The sequence below is a fragment of the Coleofasciculus sp. G1-WW12-02 genome, assembly GCF_040219735.1.
GTDB lineage: Bacteria > Cyanobacteriota > Cyanobacteriia > Cyanobacteriales > Coleofasciculaceae > Coleofasciculus.
The window spans coordinates 34030-53140 of sequence record NZ_JAVJRX010000116.1 but is presented as its reverse complement, the minus strand read 5'-3'; the positions used below and the strand labels follow the sequence as shown (position 1 = coordinate 53140).

The following is a 19111-nucleotide window of genomic DNA, read 5'->3' as shown; positions in this document are numbered from 1 at the left end:
AGGTTCTAAGAAACTCTGGTTAATGGCGCTTTTGTTGGTAGCTTGCCCGCCCGTTGTAGTTGTCGCGTCAATTGCCAGCTAAGCAATCCTAGTATATATAACTCGCAAAGAAACAGGGGTAAGAGGAAAAATTCAATGCCGAACTTCCCCAGGGAGAAAGCTATGGTTATTCCGATAATAGTTATACCTGGAATGCTGATGCCAAGGGATGTCCGAATTGCGAGTTGAGCAATCAGTGCTGCAACGACGAGAGTGGTGCAGAAAATGATAAAAATTAGACTGAATTCACTGTATCTACTAGAGCGAAACCCCCAAGACAGACTCAGACCAAAATCATAACCAGCGAAATTAGCGACAACAATCCAAAAGATGATTACCCCCGGTATGCAGAGGTTTGAGAGTGCGGGGCGGCGAGTGGGTACGAGTATCATCAGTTGAGCAATTGCCGCAAAAATCAAAATCATACATGCCTCCAAAGGAAGCGCCAGAAACGCTTCCGGTTTAATATGCTTGAAATAAGAATCGGGCCAACTCCAAATCCAAGGAACAATGCAAGGGACAGTAATAAGTAGATTAATGGCAAGGGTTAGCAATGCCGGACTTTTTTCATCCCATAGCAAGTCCTTAAGTAAAGCGCGATTCCAGAAATTCTTGCCCCTTGTGCGCCTCTGTTGATGATAGCGTGTCCAATCCAGCAAAGCTTGGCGGCTCGGTGACAGTGCGACGATGAGAAATAGGAATAGACAGAGCTGACCAAGAGACGGACTAATTACCCCATCTAAGTGATCCCCAAAATCGAAATCTGAATCATAGCGGTGATGGTCTAAAGCCGAGCCGAAGCGCAAGACCCCAAAGCATACAGCTAGCACATAACTTTGTCGCTTCGTCAGCAGCGTTGCATTAGGGTTAGGAAAACAACGTTCGAGAGCTTGCCAAATCCAGTACGTCCAGAAGGCATAGTTAAATAAAATCAATCCGATTAAGGTAATCAGCCTTTCGCCAACGGGAACGTAAAACCAGTGTACGAATTGCAAAGGGAAACCGATTAAAATGAGTAGAAATTTCGCATCCTCAAGATAGCTCAAATCATACTCAGGAGAGTCAAAAGCTATAGAAACCAACGTGTTAGCAGGTGAAAGCAGGTATTGAGCGTGGGTTGTATCGAATAGATTGAGCCAAAGAAATGCCCAAACCATACCACTGAACAGCCAAGGCTGAATTCCACTAAGCCAGTCCCCCACTAGAGCATAGAGCAGGGCAACACTGTAAAAGAAAAAGCAGCTAACAACTAAAACTCCGTAGAAACTGAAAATTCGGCTCAAGGGAATCTGACTCGCTAGTCCTGCCCACAAATGCAAGGGTAGTGCAAAAATAATGATGCCATAAAGTACGATTGGCACTCCCAGCATCTTACCGATGAGAATACTCTGGGTTGATCGAGGACTAAAGCGAATAAAGTCAAGCGTACCGTTTTTTTTCTCGCTGGCTAAATCCTTAACCAGCAGATAGGTTCCCGCGACAATTAGGAGCCAAATTCCGACTAAACCGAGATTGAGAAAGAGATTTTTCCACCAGCTTTGCCAGTTAATCGGAGCAGAGGTAGACGATGTTGGACTCCAGCAGTACAGGCTTACTAATAGTTGAGCGATCAGAGAAATGGCTAGAGCAATCCCAAAATTGGAGAGATTTAGACGACTTCCGAGTTCTCGCAAAAGTTGCGGATTGCAGTTGCCGATGCGATCGCGTAGAGTAAGAAGCATAGTAGTTCATTTGGCTTGTGGCTTTTGACTTTCCCTCTAGGATTCTCGCAAAACATAACCCACACCCCGGACTGTTTGAATCAAGCGCTTGTCGCCCTCATCTTCAATTTTGATACGTAGATAACGGATATACACCTCAATCACATTAGACTCCCCCAGAAAATCGTATCCCCAAACATTTTCCAGAATCTGTTCGCGAGTTAGAACTTCACGGGGATGAGTCATCAAATACTTAAGCAGTTCAAACTCTTTCATCGTCAAATCGATCACTCGTCCTCCCCGCATGGCGCGGCGCGTCGTCAAATCTAACGCCAAATCCCCAAATCTGACTTGTTCACTCGTATTGGTATCGGGTTCTAGATACAGACGTATCATCTGCAAAAAGGCGTCAGCGCGATAGGGTTTCAGGAAAAAATCATCAGCACCCGCTTCTAAACAGGCGACTCGATCCTCGATCGCGTCGCGAGTGATGAGTAAGACTAGAGGGACACGAGAACCCGCTTTTCTCAAGCGAGTACATAAACTCAAACCTGATTCTCCAGAACCAGAAAGCGATTGATCTACAACCATCATAGCGGGTTGGAGTTGACAAGCTTGATGCCAGCCACTGGGCGCATCTGTAGCGATAACCGTATGATAGCCAGCTTCTGTTAGATCTAGGCTCATGCGTTGAGCTAGGGTTTCATCGGTTTCTACGAGCAAAACACAGGGATTACCGTCAAGGGGAGCAGATTGCATAGATGGCGCTGGTGATGAGTCGTTGGGTTTAACACCGGAATTTCCTCTATTGTTCTAGCTTGACATCCTCCCTCGCCGGAGACGAGGGATTCCCAAACCTCACGATTTGAGTTTCTGCTTCCTACCCCTGAGACTAGCGAGAGAGGTTTTTCGCAACTGCCCTTTGGACTTATGTCCATCGGGTCTTATGTTCGCTCCACAGACTATCACCGCAAGCCCTGCGGCTAGAATATTGTTTGCGGCATTAATGTCTCGGTCGTGGTGAGTTCCACATTCTGGGCAATTCCACTCCCTAACATTAAGCGGCAATTTATCAACGACGTGACCACAATGTCCACAGCGCTTAGAACTGGGAAACCATCGGTCAATCTTAACCAGTAATCGACCGTACCACTGGCACTTGTATTCCAACTGTCTAACCAGTTCGCTCCAGCTTGCGTCAGCAATTGCTTGAGCTAACTTGTGGTTTTTCATCATATTCTTCACTGCTAAGTCTTCGACAACAATCGTTTGATTTTCACGTACCAGTCGAGTCGTTAGCTTGTGAAGGAAATCTTTACGGGCGTCGGCGATTTGAGCATGGATTCGGGCAACCTGCTGCCTCGCCTTTTCCCTATTATTTGAACCTTTAACTTTGCGAGACAATGCTTTTTGAGCTTGTCTCAACTTGCGTTTTAGCCGCTTAAAATGCTTTGGATTAGCAATCTTTTCCCCATCGCTGGTCGCTATCAAGGAGGTGACGCCTGCGTCAATTCCAATAGCTTTGTCAAGTTGAGGAAGCGTCTTAACCGTATGATCCTCAACTAATAGAGAGACGAACCATCGTCCAGAAGCATCTAGCCTTACTGTAACCGTAGAAGGTTCACAGTTTTCTGGAAGGGTTCGACTCCAGCGAATTGGTAAAGGTTCGCGACATTTTGCTAACCATAGTTGCCCATCTTTCCACTTAAAAGCAGAACGGGTAAACTCAGCGCTACCACCGTTACGCAACTTCAAGAAGTTGGGATACTTAGCACGACCTGCCCAGAAATTGGTAAACGCTTTTTGCAAGTTTCTCAATCCCTGCTGCAATGGTACGCAGCTAACTTCATTGAGAAACTGCAAGTCTTCTTGCTTTTTCCAATCTGTCAGCATGGCGGATGTCTGTTTGTAGCCAATCCGCTCCTGCCTTTCGTACCAACCTTCAGTTCGAGTATGCAACGCCAAGTTGTAAACTAGACGAACGCAACCCAACGTGCGGCGCAAGAGTTGTTCTTGTTCCGACGTTGGGTAAAAGCGGTATCGGTAGGCGCGTTGAGTCATACCTCACATTCTATCACATTCCCTGTAAAAACTGTAAACGGTAACCGGAGGCGCGGCTTTCCTCCCGTCGCTAAAAGCGAGGGTCTCCAGCCGCTTGCGAAAGATGACTGGGCGTTGGCTGAATTATCCTGCTCCTTTTGGAGTGGGTTGTCACTCACCTCTTGAACCCGCCTCAATACATAAATTTGATGTAGGGTGGGCAAGAATTATCACCCTGGAAATGCTTATGTTATCGTTTGTTGCTCTTGCCTACCTCACGGTAACTTGGGATTTATTATTAGTCGTCTTCAGACGACTTTCGCTATGAGCCTCGGAATTGATTCCGAGGCGGAGTAACTTGGTGGAGATAGAGTAGGGGTGATATGTTGACAATGAGCAGGGATTCAAGCATTGTTGACATCCTGTTCTAATTCTTCTGGGGTTAAAGAGAAGGAAGATACCTGATAACGCCCTAGTAACATCAGAAATTCTACTCGTGAGATTCCGGCTAATTGAGCGGCGCGTCCAGATGAGAGTTTTCCCAGTTCAAAGAGTTTTACGGCGGCTAATAGCTGGAGTTCTCTAGCAATGGTTTCGGGTGTGTCTTTGAGAATGATTAATATTTCTTCAGGAATATCGAGTTGAATTGTACTCATGAACACACCTAACCTCTAGTAACCCGATGTACTCACCGTCGGAATCTCACCTAACTTCTGAGTTCCTTGCTCTATAATTTCTTTCATCGCATCTACCCAGCAACTCTGTCTTTCTATGGGAACGACAAATTTATCGGCAATCTGCCCTCCTTCCTTGATAGTGAATTCAACATTTCCCGAATCATCGCGTCTGACTTTCCAGATATAATCCCCAATTAAAAACGTACTGGGAAAATCATTTTTCAAAAACGCCGAAACAATATGATTCCCCATTCTGAATGCTTCTGATACAGGAATATCTATCGTCACAAGTAACTTAAAATCTTGCAATCGATAGCTATTCATAGCCGCGACCCAAAATACAATTAATCCATCGCTGGCAAACTCAATTTTGAGGGGGGTGTCGTGAGAATTTACCTGTTTGGCTAGATTAAATGCTGCCGTTGAAAATAAGTTCGCGTCTTTCCATTCTTGCCAACATGACCGATGTACAAACCTTCTTGCTAACTGTGCCAGGGAGCTTGAGACCTTTGGATGAATATAAGGGAGTTGTGCTGCATCATAACGATTATCAATTACCTGATCGCAGATAGCACATTTTGTTACATTTTGAATAAAAAATGGCATGGTTTCATCCTCTTAAGTTTCTGGTTTGACCCATCCACTGTACTTAAGTTCCCTGACAATCCTTGCCACACTACATGAAGGTGTATCCCTGGTGAAACGGTAGACTGTTCCATCAACTGTGACCATATAGCTGTAACGTTGATTCAAGTACACTAAAGCGTTTACATCATCCTCAGAGATGAATTTTGCCATTCCAGTGCCATGATCATCAGGGTGTGAGTGCATTAGTAGTATTTTAGTGTTAGGTGGTAGCTCTCCTCCTTTGTAAGAACCCATATTAATCAGAACTCTTCTGTTATCTGTTAATATAACAATTGCGTGTTCGTATCCTGTTAAGGCTGTAAGTGCTGCCAGATCTGTTGCTGTAACCTCGCGCTTGCCTACCTCAGCCAATCCTATACCAAAATCATCCTGAGCGGCTAGTCGAGCTAAAAAATCCTGCCAGCGTTGAGTAATTTCACCTTGTCGTATGCGGACGAATTCTGAGGGATTCTCTGCAACACCCGATGCAACACGAACTCCCTTTTGACCTACCCGGCTATATGCAACAGCTTTTTTTAGCATCACTCATCTCCTGTTATGTCCTATGTAGGGACTGTGTACGCCTTCACTTGTACAGGAGATGCTGAAGCAATTAGTGTGTAAGATCACGTACCTCACCTAAATTGGTGGAGGCAAAAGTGATTTCGGTGGTTTAATCAGGGTCTTTTCGTGGCTTGCGATCGCACTGGTGCTAAGTTAATCCTCAATCCACCACAGCAATCCCCGCCGAAATTCTCGCCTCTGTGTCGCTAAAGCTCAAATTTCGCCGTTGATTTGCATCTGATGGACTTTATCGGCTAATTCCTGGCGGCGCTGTTCGCTGAGTTCATCAATCGCCAGCATTCCCATGTAAATAACCTCTTTGAGGGTCAATCGGGTTGATTGCGCCTGTTTCTGTACTTGTTCCTTAATAACGGGACTAACCCCTATAGCAGTGCTGGCTCTAGGCACTCAAGTTCGCTTTCTAATTAACACTTCGCCTAAATGGTAACACCTTACGATTCGTTACAGTTGGCTTTCTCGCTTAAACAAGTGTTGACACGCTTAAGCGTTTAGGATTATATTTAAGTTCAAAGCAAATAGTCACGTTCTCAAGGAGTAAGTAAATCTTTGAACCCGTTAAAACGGGTTTAAGCTTTTATTCTCGAAGAGTACTTTAGTTCAGGGCTTTGAGGGCTTCATTCTCAATCATCATCAGATTGCGATCGCGGATTGTCTTTAGCCGAAACTCGCACCGGTCCCAACTGATCGGGCAATTCCTCAATCGGGATACCCAACTCCCGACATAAGGCTTTGACTTGGGGAATCGTCGGTCGAGGAGTCGCCTCACCCGTCTCCCAGCGCACATAGGTTCGCAACGGAATGCGACACTGTCTGGCTAACTCCTCTTGGGTTAAATTGAGTTGTTCTCTGAGTATCTTTAACGGAGACTCAGCTTCTTTTGACTGTTTTTTGGTCATGGTGTTACTTTTTGTCACGCCAACATGTCATCTTGACAAAAGCAATATAAACGTGACACGATAACATGTGATGACAACAGAAAAGACCAGACGATTGAAACAGTTGCGTCAAGATAGGGCGTGGCTGGCTGGTCTTACCTTCTCAGTGTCTCATCTTAATCAACTATTCGCCGAAAAAATCCCAAGTGACCGAAATTCATCGCGTCGCCACGGATGTTGCAGCCATCAATCAACAGGGTAAGCCATCATGACACCTTTATTTCGCCGCCTCCAACCCGCCCAGAAATTCCGGATCACCGTCACCAGTATCGCCCGACTCCTGAAAATCCCCAAACACCTAATCGTGCGTGTGGAATCTTGGGCATATATCGTCTTTGTTCATCGCCGCGACAAAGGCGGACAATTCATCAGCTATCGCCAATTACGCCAATGGTTCAACGCCATCGCCTGCCAAATTCAACACTGCACCACCTGCCAACAACTGCAGCAATTGTGGCTTACTATTGAGCGCGATCGCAAACGGCACAATCAGCAATACAATGACCAGGATGCCGAATTATTATACAATTTTTGGAAAAGGTGCTGGCATACAGTAGGGCATTCGCAATAGACCCATGACATCTAATAACGGCTGGCAATTTTGGATTGATCGCGGCGGCACATTTACCGATATTGTGGCGCGTCGCCCTGATGGACAATTGGTAATTCACAAGCTACTCTCAGAAAATCCCGATCGCTACACCGATGCGCCAGTACAGGGAATCCGCGAGGTGATGGGAATTAAAGCTGATGCACCAATTCCCACCGAACAGATTGACGCCGTGAAAATGGGGACAACTGTAGCCACAAATGCCTTACTAGAGAGAAAAGGCGATCGCACCATTTTAATCATCACCAAAGGCTTCCGAGATGCCCTCCGCATCGGCTATCAAAACCGCCCCGATATTTTTGCCCGTGAGATTATCTTGCCAGAAATGCTCTACGAACGGGTGATTGAAGTCGAGGAACGCTACAGCGCCCACGGAGACGAATTAATTCCCCTTCAGATAGACGCCACTCGTCAGCAGTTACAAGCCGCTTATGATAGCGGAATTCGCAGTTGTGCCATCGTCTTAATGCATGGCTATCGCTATAAGAGCCACGAACAGGAACTTGCCAACTTAGCCCGTGCGATCGGGTTTACTCAAATCTCAGTCTCCCATGACGTCACACCCTTGATGAAAATAGTCAGCCGGGGTGACACCACCGTTGTCGATGCCTATTTATCCCCCATTCTCCGGCGGTATGTTAACCAAGTTTCCAATCAATTAACCGGAGACATCAACAGTCAACAATCAATAATCAATAATCAACAATCGATCCGATTAATGTTTATGCAGTCCAATGGTGGACTCACAGACGCCCGCACATTTCAGGGAAAAGACAGTATTTTATCCGGTCCTGCGGGTGGTATTGTCGGGGCAGTACAAACCAGTCAACTAGCCGGATTTGATCAGATTATCAGTTTTGATATGGGCGGTACTTCTACCGATGTCGCCCATTACAACGGCGAATACGAACGCACCTTTGAAACCGAGATTGCAGGTGTCCGGTTACGCACACCCATGATGTCCATTCATACCGTAGCGGCGGGTGGCGGTTCAATCGTGAAATTTGATGGGGCGCGGTATCGAGTTGGACCCGAATCAGCGGGGGCAAATCCCGGTCCTTCCTCTTATTCTCAGGGGGGTCCGTTAACCGTAACTGATTGCAATGTGATGGTGGGGAAATTGCAACCTGAGTTCTTTCCTAAAGTGTTTGGATCTGATGGCAATTTACCCTTAAATGACCAGGTGGTGCGAGAGAAATTTAGTCAACTAGCCGCAGATATTGGAGATAACCGAACACCCGAAGCCGTCGCCGCAGGGTTTTTGGCAATTGCCGTCGAAAAAATGGCAAATGCGATTAAAAAAATCTCCTTACAACGAGGCTATGACGTATCAAACTATACCTTGTGTTGCTTTGGTGGCGCGGGGGGACAACATGCCTGTTTAATTGCTGATGCCTTGGGGATGAAACAGGTATTTCTTCATCCTTATGCGGGGGTATTATCTGCCTATGGGATGGGATTGGCAGATGTGCGGACATTGCGGGAACGTTCGGTAGAAGCCCAATTAACCGAGGAGTTACTATCGGTAGGGACACCAGATATTACTCCGTTAGCGGAAATATTCGCCGAGTTAACAACAGCCGGTAAAGATGAAATTGCGACGACTCATATAGGAGAATCCACACCACTTGATAGTGAAGTCATCCGCAAAGTGCATTTGAAATATCAGGGGACAGACTCACCCTTAATTGTCGATTTTGGTAGCGTGGATGAGATGCGGCAGCAATTTGAGGAGGCGCATCGCCAGCGTTATGGTTTTATTGTGGAAGAGAAAGCCTTAATTGTGGATTCGGTATCTGTGGAAGTGATCCAACAGATGGATGTGCCAGAAGAACCCGTGATTCAGCGTCACCGCTCAGAACCGCCGCAATCTGTCGCCAAGGTGCAAATGTATACAGCCGATGCATGGCACGAAACACCTGTATTTAAGCGAGACGATTTACAACCGGGAGACTCTATTACCGCGCCAGCATTAATTATTGAAACAACGGGAACCAATGTGATTGAACCGGGTTGGCAAGCTGAAGTAACTGAACGGAATCATTTAATTTTAAAGAAGACGCAACAATCAACAGTCAACAGTCAACAGTCAACAGTCAACAGTCAACAGTCAGAACTTTCCCAGCCTGATCCGGTTACGCTAGAAATCTTTAATAATCTATTTCGTTCCATTGCCGAACAAATGGGAACCACGCTACAAAATACCAGTTACTCGGTAAATATTAAAGAACGGTTAGATTTTTCCTGTGCTATTTTTGATGGACAAGGACAACTGGTTGCTAATGCCCCTCATATTCCCGTGCATTTGGGTTCAATGAGTGAAAGCGTTCGCAGTTTAATTGAGGCGTATGGTGATAGTCTCAAACCTGGAGATGTTTACGCGATTAATAATCCCTATAATGGTGGGACACACTTACCTGATGTCACGGTAATTACCCCAGTTTTCCTGGAAGAAAGTGGGATTAGCGATACTTTTGATAAAACCAATCAATCTTCGACAAAACCCACTCCTACATCCTCCCCTGACTCAAATACACCCCCCTTTGAAAGGGGGGCAAGGGGGGATAAAAATTCGACACCCTTATTCTACGTCGCTTCACGGGGACACCATGGGGATATTGGTGGAATTACCCCTGGTTCGATGCCACCGGATAGTACAACTGTAGACGAAGAAGGGGTATTAATTGATAATTTTAAGGTGGTAGAGGCAGGACGTTTCCGAGAAAAAGAATTATCTAAATTACTCCTATCTGGCACTTACCCAGTGCGAAACATCACCCAAAATATCGCGGACTTACAAGCTCAAATTGCTGCCAATGAAAAAGGCGTGCAAGAGTTGCGGCGAATGGTGGCACAGTCGGGTTTAGACACAGTACAAGCCTATATGGGTCATGTTCAGAATAATGCGGAAGAGTCGGTGCGGCGGGTGATTGATGTTCTCAAAGATGGCAGTTTTACCTATAAGTTAGATACAGGTGGACAGATTCAAGTTGCCATTCGCATTGACCGGAAAAATCGCCGTGCTACGATTGATTTTACCGGGACATCCGCCCAGTTATCGAATAACTTTAATGCCCCGGCGGCGGTGTGTAAAGCGGCGGTTCTCTATGTCTTCCGTACTTTAGTCGATGATGATATTCCCCTGAATGCTGGATGTCTCAAACCCCTAGACATTATTATTCCCGAAGGTTGTCTATTAAATCCCCGTTATCCGGCGGCGGTTGTGGCGGGGAATGTGGAAACATCCCAGGTGATTACCGATGCGCTATATGGGGCATTGGGGGTAATGGCTGCATCTCAGGGGACGATGAATAATTTTACCTTTGGTAATCAGAATTATCAATATTATGAAACCATTTGTGGCGGTTCTGGTGCTGGGGCGGAGTTTGATGGGGCGGATGCGGTACATACCCACATGACTAATTCTCGTTTAACGGACCCAGAAGTTTTAGAATGGCGGTTTCCGGTGGTATTAGAACAGTTTGGTATTCGCGGGAATAGTGGTGGAAATGGAAAGCATTGTGGGGGAAATGGTGTAATTCGGCGGATGCGGTTTTTGCAACCGATGACAGCCGCAATTTTATCGGGACATCGGATTGTTGCACCATTTGGGTTACAGGGTGGTGAAGCGGGTGCTGTGGGGAAGAATTATGTGGAACGTCAGGATGGAACGGTTGAGGAATTAGGAAATACGGCGGTTGTGGAAATGGAGGCGGGAGATGTTTTTGTGATTGAGACGCCTGGAGGTGGAGGATTTGGTGTTTCTGATTAAAGGGATATCGGGTGATTTTTCTAAGCAAGATGGATGAGGCTTACGCCCGGAAATACTTGAGCAGCTTCGTAGATACGATGAAGCAGGGGGAGCATGTAGAGACGTGCCATGGCACGTCTGGGAGCAGAGGGAGCTGGGGGAGATGTTAGCTGTTGGCGTTATTTCTGCCTTCTTGCACTAGGTAAGTAGAGTCAACTACCCCCGATAAATGACAACGAACAACGAATAGTTTCTTAGTAAGTTTAAGTTATATTAAGCATAAATTAAATCTATATTAAAAATATGAATTGATGACCAAATCCCTAATTATCATGAAGTCACAACTTCGGTCAAGTTCAGAGAAAAATGTTCAAGGGAATGACTCGTCCAGTGTGGGAAAAGCCAATAAGCCTGTAATCAGCCCTAAGCTAGGAAAGGTGAATGCATTTACTTAAGGGATCACTGATACTAGGTTTTTGACCGACTTTGTGGGTGTCGTCTTACTGCCTCTAGAGTACCCGTTCAGTTATTAAAATTGTAGGCTGGAATTCCTGAAAAAGAGTAACAAAAGCTACAAAAAATACCCGCGTTCGGCGTAGTTTCACCTCCAACTTTGGTTATTGAACTGAGGTTCTATTTAGAGCAAACCCATTACCAAATTTATCTGGATTTGAATAAATTGGCAGAGATTTTAAAGCATTTTGAATAAAAATTATAAGCAGAGTAGGCGTGCTAACTGTAGTTCAGTTAATAAACTATCACAGTTTAACTTGTTACAGCACTATCTTCCCTCTTAAATAACAGTCCAACTGAGTAGAAACAGATTCTTAGGCATATCTTATGTTATCGGTGCTAGACCCTACGCTCAACCCGAACCCTATATCGCTAAAGGTTCTCATCGTCGAAGAGGGTTACCAAACCCTAAAACTATTGGGAGAAGGATTATGTTCTGAAATTCAATATTCGTTTATTATTCAACAAGTTAGGCAGAGCCGTCAAGCCCTAGCTCGATTAAGTCAGGAAGAGTTTGATCTTCTCGTTGTTCATGTTTCCCCGACTGATCCTCACCTTTTCGATACTGTTACTCAGATCAAACATTTAGGCTTAACTCTGCCAATTCTCGGATTAAGCACTAAGGAAGAGGAAGATCAAATAGTAAACCTACAAGTTATTCAAGCGGGGACACCCGATGATCAGGTGACAGAAAATCTCAAAAGTTACCGATTTATTCGGGCATTGCGTCATGCTATTGACGAACAGCAACGCCAAGAATCTCAACGTCTGAATCAGGAAAAATATTGTTCCGTTCTTGATAATGTCAAAGAAGTCATTTTCCAAACCGATACCCAGGGACATTGGACATTTCTAAATCGGGCTTGGACAGAAATTACTGGCTTTTCAATCGCTGAAAGTATCGGTACATCATTTTTAAAGGGTATTCATCCTGATGACTGGCAAAAGGGGCGAGACAACTTTGATTCCCTGATTACTGGAGTTAAACAATCCTGTCGCCCTACGGTGCGCTATCTGACAAAATCGGGTGACATTCGCTGGTTGGAGGTACAGGCGCGGACAAATTTTGCCGCCGATGGTACGGTTTCTGGAACCACAGGCACCCTTAATGATATTACGGAACAGGTTTTAATTCAGTCAGCCTTACGCATTTCCGAAGAACGACTGCAAATGGCGTTATCTGGTAGCGATTTGGGTTTGTGGGATTGGCAATTAACCACTGGATATATTTATTTTAATCCTCAGTGGAAAACAATGCTGGGGTATGAACAAGACGAGATTGAAAATAACTTTAAATCCTTTCAGAAGTTGGTGCATCCTGATGATTTTATGAGAGTGAAAGCGGTATTGAATGCTTATCTTGATCGGTTAATTCCTACCTATGAAGTCGAATTTCGTATGCAATGTAAAACTGGGGAATGGAAGTGGATTTTGTCTCGTGGTAAAGTCTTTGAGTGGGATGAAGCGGGTAATCCAGTACGGATGACGGGGACTCATCGGGATATTAGCGATCGCAGAAAAGCTGACGAGGCTTTGCGGGAGTCAGAAGCCGGGGAACGAAAAAAAGCCTATCAGTTAGAACTTGCCTTGTGTGAACTTAAAAATACCCAAGCGCAGTTGGTACAAACGAAAAAAATGGCATCCTTGGGACAGTTAGTGGCGGGTATTGCTCATGAGATTAATAATCCGATCAGCTTTATTGCCGGAAATGTTAGCTTTGCCCATCAATATGGGCGGGATTTGCTCAAGTTGATCGATCTCTATCAACAGCATTATCCTCACCCAAATGCCCCAATTCAAGATGCAATGGAAGCCGTTGAGCTTGACTTTCTCAGGACAGACTTTCCCAAAGCCCTCAACTCTATTCGAGACGGCGTAGTTCGGATTCAGCAAATTGTGCGATCGCTACAGCATTTTTCGCACTTAAATGAAGCACAAATGAAGACAACTGATTTACATCAGGGGTTGGATAGTACTTTAATACTTTTACAGAATCGATTCACTAAAAAGCCCAACCGAGCGGCGATTGAAGTCACTAAAGTATTCAGTAAATTACCTAAAATTGAATGTTATCCGGGTCAACTTAATCAAGTATTTATCAATATATTGAATAATGCCATTGATGCGTTAGAAGAAAAAAACAAACAGAATGATTCCTTTCAACCCCAGATTAAGATTAGTACGGAAATTTCTGAGTTAAATTCGACCGCTATTATTCGGATATCCGATAATGGCTTAGGCATTCCCGCCCATTTGCAAGAGCATTTATTTGAACCGTTTTTCACCACCAAACCTGTAGGACAAGGGACAGGATTGGGATTGGCGATAAGTTATCAAATCATTGAAAAACACAAAGGAAAAATTACCTTTAATTCTCAATCTGGTATCGGGACAGAGTTTATCATTGAAATCCCCATAAAGCTAACCCATAAAACGGAACAATGGAGTCAAATTCAATGGTTACGTCAAGCCATCGGCGCTTGAGTCAGATGAGTGATTGATTTTTGTAGTTAATTATACAGTAATAATTCGTTCTTTTCTCGTTGAATAGTTATAACGAAATAATCCATTTATTAAAGAATTCTATGCCCGACGTTTTATTTAAAGTAGACCTAACTAAACCCATGTCAGAACAGGAGTTAGTCGGTCATAAAGGCAGAAGTCTATTGTTAAGGGGTTAGTTATTTCTACCCTACTTAAGTCGAATAGCACGCTCAGATGAGGCGGGTGGGCAATGCCCACCCTAGGATATATAAAAGGAGAGAAAAAGATATGCCGTTGTATGAGTTTCGCTGTGATACTTGTGGGGATTTTGAGAAATGGCGCACATTGGCAGAAGCGGGAACACCAATGCTTTGTCCAACCTGTCAGGTAGTGGCGAAACGGGTATTTTCTGCGCCCATGGTGAATTTAAGTTCGGGAAGTTTACCCAAACAAAAGGAACCGCGACGGGTAAAGCGTTCTACGGAATCAACAACGCCCCAGTATAGTCAGCAGAAGAATGGACGCCCTTGGATGGTGAGTCATTAACATTAATTAGCACTCAAGCGACAATAAATAAAGATGACTTGATAACGAAAATAGGGTGATAGAGAAAATAGGATTGAGCAAAAGGGTACAAAGTCTGAGTTCAGACCCGCCAAATTATGTAAAAATGAAAATGGCAACCTGCCGCTTTTTGCCCAATTCAGTCATGCCAGTCCTTTCATGTCCTCCCTATTGCCCAAAATATTATTAGTTGATGATACTGTGGCTAATCTTCAATTAGTCTCAGATTGTTTAATTAAGGCAGGGTTTAACGTCCTCGCGGTTAAAAGTGGTGTCCAAGCGTTAAAAACTTTGGCAATAACCTTACCGGATCTGATCTTGTTAGATGTGGTGATGCCAAAAATGGACGGGTTTGAAGTCTGTCGTCGTTTAAAATCTCAGGAGAAAACTAAAGATATTCCCGTTATTTTTATGACGGCGGTTGCCGATCGCGCGAATCCCAGTTACAAGATTAAGGGGCTAAAGCTGGGCGCTGTAGACTATATCAGCAAGCCGATTCAGCTTGAAGAGATTTTAGCTCGCGTCAAGACTCACCTGAAACTGCGGGCTTTAACCCAGCAACTCACCGAACAAAATACCTGCTTACAGCAAGAGATTCGTGTACGTCATCAGACACAACAGATCCTGCAAGAAACTGAACGTCGATGGCGCTCGCTGTTGGAGAATGTGCAACTGATGGTTGTCGGCTTAGACTGGAAGGGGGATGTGGAGTATATGAATCCCTTTGGCTTAGGCTTAACTGGCTATACTCAAGACGAAGTTTTAGGCAAAAACTGGTTCAATACGTTTATCCCATCCTCCGATCAGCAGCAGCTTAAACAGGTTTTTCATGAACTCTTATACCACAACAGCCACACCTACTATCAGCACTTGATTCTGACGAAATCCGGTGAAGAACGACTGATTGCTTGGAATAATACTGTGTTACGAGATATTACTGGCGCGATCGCAGGAACCATGAGTATTGGTGAAGATATTACCCAGCGTCAAGCCATAGAACGGATGAAAAATGAATTCATCTCCCTAGTTAGTCATGAACTTCGCACCCCCCTCACCTCAATGCGTGGTTCTCTGGGTTTACTCAAGATGGGAGTCTATGACAATCAACCCGAAAAAGCCAAACGGATGCTAGAGATTGCAGCGGGAGACTGCGATCGCTTAGGGCGCCTGGTGAATGACATCCTCAGCTTAGAACGCTTGGATTCCGGTCAAGTGACGCTAGTCAAGGAACTTTGTGAGGTGACAGATTTAATCCAACATTCCGTGGAGGCGATAGAAGCGATCGCGGATGCAGCAGGAATTTCTATCCGGGTGACTCCCCTATCGGCTAAAGTCTATGTTGCCCCTGATACCATTATTCAAACCCTGACAAATCTGTTGAGTAATGCAATCAAGTTCTCTGATAGCAATACGACGATCACCGTGAGTGCCAACTATTACTCAGATTCTATTTTATTTCAAGTTACAGATCAAGGACGCGGAATTCCCCCTGAGCATCTTGAACGCATCTTTGGGCGATTTCAGCAAGTCGATGTTTCCGATTCTCGCCAAAAAGGAGGTACTGGTTTAGGATTGGCGATTTGCCGCAGTATTATACAGCAACATGGGGGGAAAATTTGGGCAGAAAGTACCCTCGGTTCTGGGAGTACCTTTTATTTTACATTGCCAGCTAATAAAGCGTCGGTTCCGTAATATCTAGTTATTCGTCATTTGTTGCTTAAGAAACTTCTCCAGGTGCCCCTCCCGTCCCCTCCCCTACCCCCCTCTGCGCCCCTCTGCGCTTTCCCTCTGCGTTCCTCTGCGTTTTAACGATAATATCATGTCCTTCTCGCCCGTCATCATTTCCTCCTGCCTCCGTCATAAATTCCTCATTTTTTCCCGATAAAATGAGGTGATGGATAATGGTGGCTAATTTTCACCAATCCACGACTGACAAAATTCTAGGAGAGGCAATCCTTGTCAAAAACCACATTAGCCAAAAATCAACTTCGCAAATGCCCCACGGGGATCAAAGGATTGGATGACATTACTGATGGGGGATTACCCTTAGGGCGAACAACCCTGGTTTGTGGAACAGCCGGGTGTGGTAAGACCTTAATGGGGATGGAGTTTCTCGTCCGGGGTATCCTAGACTACTCACAACCCGGTGTGTTCATGGCGTTTGAAGAAACGGCGGCAGAATTGACCCAAAATGTCGCCTCCTTGGGTTGGGATTTGGACGAACTGACGGCGGAGAAAAAACTCTCGATTGATTATGTTTATATTGACCCGCAGGAGATTGAAGAAACCGGGGACTATGATTTAGAAGCTTTATTTATTCGCCTCGGGAGTGCCATTGACACCATCGGTGCTAAGCGAGTTGTTTTAGATACCGTTGAAGTGCTCTTTTCCGGCTTATCGAATACAGCGATTGTCCGGGCAGAGTTGCGGCGGTTATTTCGCTGGTTGAAAACAAAAGGGGTTACAGCGATTGTTACGGGGGAAAAAGGGGAAAAATCCCTGACTCGTTATGGCATTGAGGAGTATGTTTCCGATTGCGTGATTCGCCTCGATCACCGCCTCTTTGAAGATATCTCAACCCGCAAGTTGCAAATTGTCAAGTACCGGGGTTCTAATCACGGCACAAATGACTATCCTTTTCTGATTAATTCAGAGGGGATTACTGTGTTACCGATTACATCAGTGGGATTAGATCATACCGTAACCGAGGAACGAATATCGAGTGGTATTGAACGCCTCGACACCATGCTGGGAGGGGAGGGATACTTTCGCGGTAGCAGTATTCTGATCACGGGTACGGCGGGAACGGGGAAAACTACCCTAGCCGCCCATTTTGCTGAAGCCACTTGTCGTCAGGGCGAACGCTGTCTCTATTTTGCCTTTGAAGAAGCCCCGCAGCAAATTATCCGCAATATGCGCTCAGTTGGCATTAATTTGGCAGAATTTGTCAGCCAAGACTTGTTAAGGTTTCAGGCGAGACGCCCGACGGCTTTTGGCTTAGAAATGCACCTGGTACAAATCCACAGTTTAATCCAAGAATTTCAGCCAACGGTTGTGATTATTGACCCAATGAGTAATCTTGCCATGGGGGGTACTGTCTCTCAGGCAAAAGCCTTTCTTTTCCGTTTGATTGATCTGCTAAAATCTCAACAAATTACCGTCTTCTTGACAAATTTAATTCAAGGAGGGATGCCGATGGAGCAGACTGAGATGGGTGTTTCCTCGTTAATGGATACGTGGTTAGAGGTGCGCTTTGTGGAGACTAATGGCGAACGCAACCGTATATTTTTTATCCTTAAATCTCGTGGGATGGAACACTCCCATCAGGTGCGGGAATTAAAATTTACCAACCAGGGAGTCGAGTTAGTCGATGTGTATTTGGGAGAAGGAATCGTGCTGACGGGTACGGCGCGAAGAATTCAAGAGGAAAAAGAAAACGCCGCCAATTTGACCCGAAAACAGGAGTTTGAACGCAAGCGCCGGGATTTTGCCCGCCAGAAAGCGGTTATCCAATCCCAAATCACCGCCTTGCAAGCGCAACTGGAACGGGAACAGGAAGATATAGAGACGATGATACAACAGGAGCAATCCCACTACGATAATCTACAACATAACCGAGTCGCGATCGCGCAGCTTCGTCAGGCGGATCTCCCTTGAAGGGGCGGGTAGTTTTTGGGGTGTGGGGAAATTCTTTTCCCTAGTATCAGTCGATTAAAACTAACAGATCCTATCAAGTATTTTTAATTATGGAAATTCAAACAGAAATCAGCATTCCCGTACCAGAGATTTGGCAATTGCGCCTCTATGTGGCAGGACAAACTCCAAAATCAATTAAAGCCTTTGCTAACTTAAAAAAAATCTGTGAGGAACACCTGAATAGTCAATATCATATCGAAGTGATTGATTTATTAGAAAATCCTCAACTTGCCAAAGGAGACAAAATTGTGGCAATTCCGACATTAGTGCGAAAACTCCCGCCACCGATTAAACAAATTATTGGTGATTTATCCAATACCGAAAAAGTTTTGGTGGGACTCGATTTGCGGCGAGCCACTACATGAATGCAGAGGCGAGGAGGTAGCAGGCTTAAGGGCATAGGACTATTATGGTAAAGAAATAGGATAAAATCATGGACGAAAAAAATCTAAAAAGTTCCACAGACGCCTTTGAGCAAGCTCTGATTCAAAACAACAGGGTTGAATACTGTCTCCGCTTGTATGTTGCTGGAACGACGTTAAAGTCTATCCGCGCCATTGAAACAATCAAGAGTATCTGTGAAGACTATCTTCCCCAACGATACACCTTGGAGATTATTGATATTTATCAACAGCCGGAACTGGCTCAGCAAGCGCAAATTTTTGCCACACCCACCCTGATTAAAACACTGCCCCTGCCATTACAACGAATTATTGGTGATATGTCCAAGACCGAAAAAATTATTGTGGGGTTAGATATTGTACCGAAAAATTATCCTATATAAATTACCCAATATTATACCATTTATCTCTAATCGTGTAATGAATAAATTCTCCTATCCCAGAGGCTTAGGATAGGGTGCAACATCATGGAAAATTGGTATTAAATCG

At 44.9% G+C, this 19111-nt stretch carries 17 protein-coding genes; 9 read left to right on the top strand and 8 right to left on the bottom strand.

Features of this window, described 5'->3' with window-relative positions:
* Positions 1-5: 5 nt before the first annotated feature.
* The 8 genes from RID09_RS19050 to RID09_RS19015 form a co-directional block, all read right to left on the bottom strand.
* Positions 6-1760, bottom strand: a complete 1755-nt coding sequence (locus RID09_RS19050; protein ID WP_446337499.1) for a hypothetical protein — start codon at positions 1758-1760, stop codon at positions 6-8.
* 36 nt (positions 1761-1796) lie between these two features.
* The gene (gene nblR / locus RID09_RS19045) at positions 1797-2498 is read right to left on the bottom strand and encodes a response regulator transcription factor NblR (protein ID WP_446337498.1); all 702 of its coding nucleotides are present in this window, start codon (positions 2496-2498) and stop codon (positions 1797-1799) included.
* A 99-nt stretch (positions 2499-2597) separates the two neighbouring features.
* Positions 2598-3800 (bottom strand): RNA-guided endonuclease InsQ/TnpB family protein, encoded by a 1203-nt coding sequence (locus tag RID09_RS19040; RefSeq protein WP_446337497.1) that lies wholly within the window; start codon positions 3798-3800, stop codon positions 2598-2600.
* Positions 3801-4183: 383 nt separating this feature from the next.
* Positions 4184-4435: a UPF0175 family protein gene (locus RID09_RS19035; RefSeq protein WP_446337496.1), complete on the bottom strand. Its 252-nt coding sequence runs from the start codon at positions 4433-4435 to the stop codon at positions 4184-4186.
* A 15-nt stretch (positions 4436-4450) separates the two neighbouring features.
* Complete coding sequence (locus RID09_RS19030; RefSeq protein WP_446337495.1) at positions 4451-5062, bottom strand: hypothetical protein; 612 nt, start codon at positions 5060-5062, stop codon at positions 4451-4453.
* A 12-nt stretch (positions 5063-5074) separates the two neighbouring features.
* The gene (locus tag RID09_RS19025) at positions 5075-5626 is read right to left on the bottom strand and encodes a hypothetical protein (RefSeq protein WP_446337494.1); all 552 of its coding nucleotides are present in this window, start codon (positions 5624-5626) and stop codon (positions 5075-5077) included.
* Between the two features lie 234 nt (positions 5627-5860).
* Positions 5861-6055 carry a hypothetical protein gene (locus RID09_RS19020; RefSeq protein ID WP_446337493.1) on the bottom strand — a complete coding sequence of 65 codons (195 nt, stop codon included), beginning with the start codon at positions 6053-6055 and terminating at the stop codon, positions 5861-5863.
* Between the two features lie 233 nt (positions 6056-6288).
* Positions 6289-6564, bottom strand: coding sequence for a helix-turn-helix transcriptional regulator (locus tag RID09_RS19015; RefSeq protein ID WP_446337492.1), 276 nt, complete (start codon positions 6562-6564; stop codon positions 6289-6291).
* A gap of 247 nt (positions 6565-6811) precedes the next feature.
* On the opposite strand from RID09_RS19015, the gene RID09_RS19010 reads away from it, so the two are divergent.
* From RID09_RS19010 to RID09_RS18970, 9 genes are all read left to right on the top strand, one after another.
* Positions 6812-7174 carry a hypothetical protein gene (locus RID09_RS19010; protein WP_446337491.1) on the top strand — a complete coding sequence of 121 codons (363 nt, stop codon included), beginning with the start codon at positions 6812-6814 and terminating at the stop codon, positions 7172-7174.
* A 4-nt stretch (positions 7175-7178) separates the two neighbouring features.
* On the top strand, positions 7179-10985 hold the full coding sequence (locus RID09_RS19005) for a hydantoinase B/oxoprolinase family protein (RefSeq protein WP_446337490.1): 3807 nt from the start codon (positions 7179-7181) through the stop codon (positions 10983-10985).
* Between the two features lie 311 nt (positions 10986-11296).
* The gene (locus tag RID09_RS19000) at positions 11297-11419 is read left to right on the top strand and encodes a hypothetical protein (RefSeq protein WP_446337489.1); all 123 of its coding nucleotides are present in this window, start codon (positions 11297-11299) and stop codon (positions 11417-11419) included.
* A gap of 385 nt (positions 11420-11804) precedes the next feature.
* Entirely contained in the window at positions 11805-13961 is a 2157-nt protein-coding gene (locus tag RID09_RS18995) for a PAS domain-containing protein (protein WP_446337488.1), read from the top strand.
* Between the two features lie 288 nt (positions 13962-14249).
* A complete protein-coding gene (locus RID09_RS18990; protein WP_446337487.1) occupies positions 14250-14507 on the top strand; it encodes an FmdB family zinc ribbon protein in 258 nt (85 codons plus the stop codon).
* 177 nt (positions 14508-14684) lie between these two features.
* On the top strand, positions 14685-16217 hold the full coding sequence (locus RID09_RS18985) for a hybrid sensor histidine kinase/response regulator (protein WP_446337486.1): 1533 nt from the start codon (positions 14685-14687) through the stop codon (positions 16215-16217).
* A 264-nt stretch (positions 16218-16481) separates the two neighbouring features.
* Positions 16482-18182 carry a circadian clock protein KaiC gene (gene kaiC / locus RID09_RS18980; RefSeq protein ID WP_446337485.1) on the top strand — a complete coding sequence of 567 codons (1701 nt, stop codon included), beginning with the start codon at positions 16482-16484 and terminating at the stop codon, positions 18180-18182.
* Positions 18183-18271: 89 nt separating this feature from the next.
* Positions 18272-18586 (top strand): circadian clock KaiB family protein, encoded by a 315-nt coding sequence (locus RID09_RS18975; RefSeq protein ID WP_446337484.1) that lies wholly within the window; start codon positions 18272-18274, stop codon positions 18584-18586.
* 68 nt (positions 18587-18654) lie between these two features.
* Positions 18655-19005, top strand: a complete 351-nt coding sequence (locus RID09_RS18970) for a circadian clock KaiB family protein (protein WP_446337483.1) — start codon at positions 18655-18657, stop codon at positions 19003-19005.
* Positions 19006-19111 lie beyond the last annotated feature (106 nt).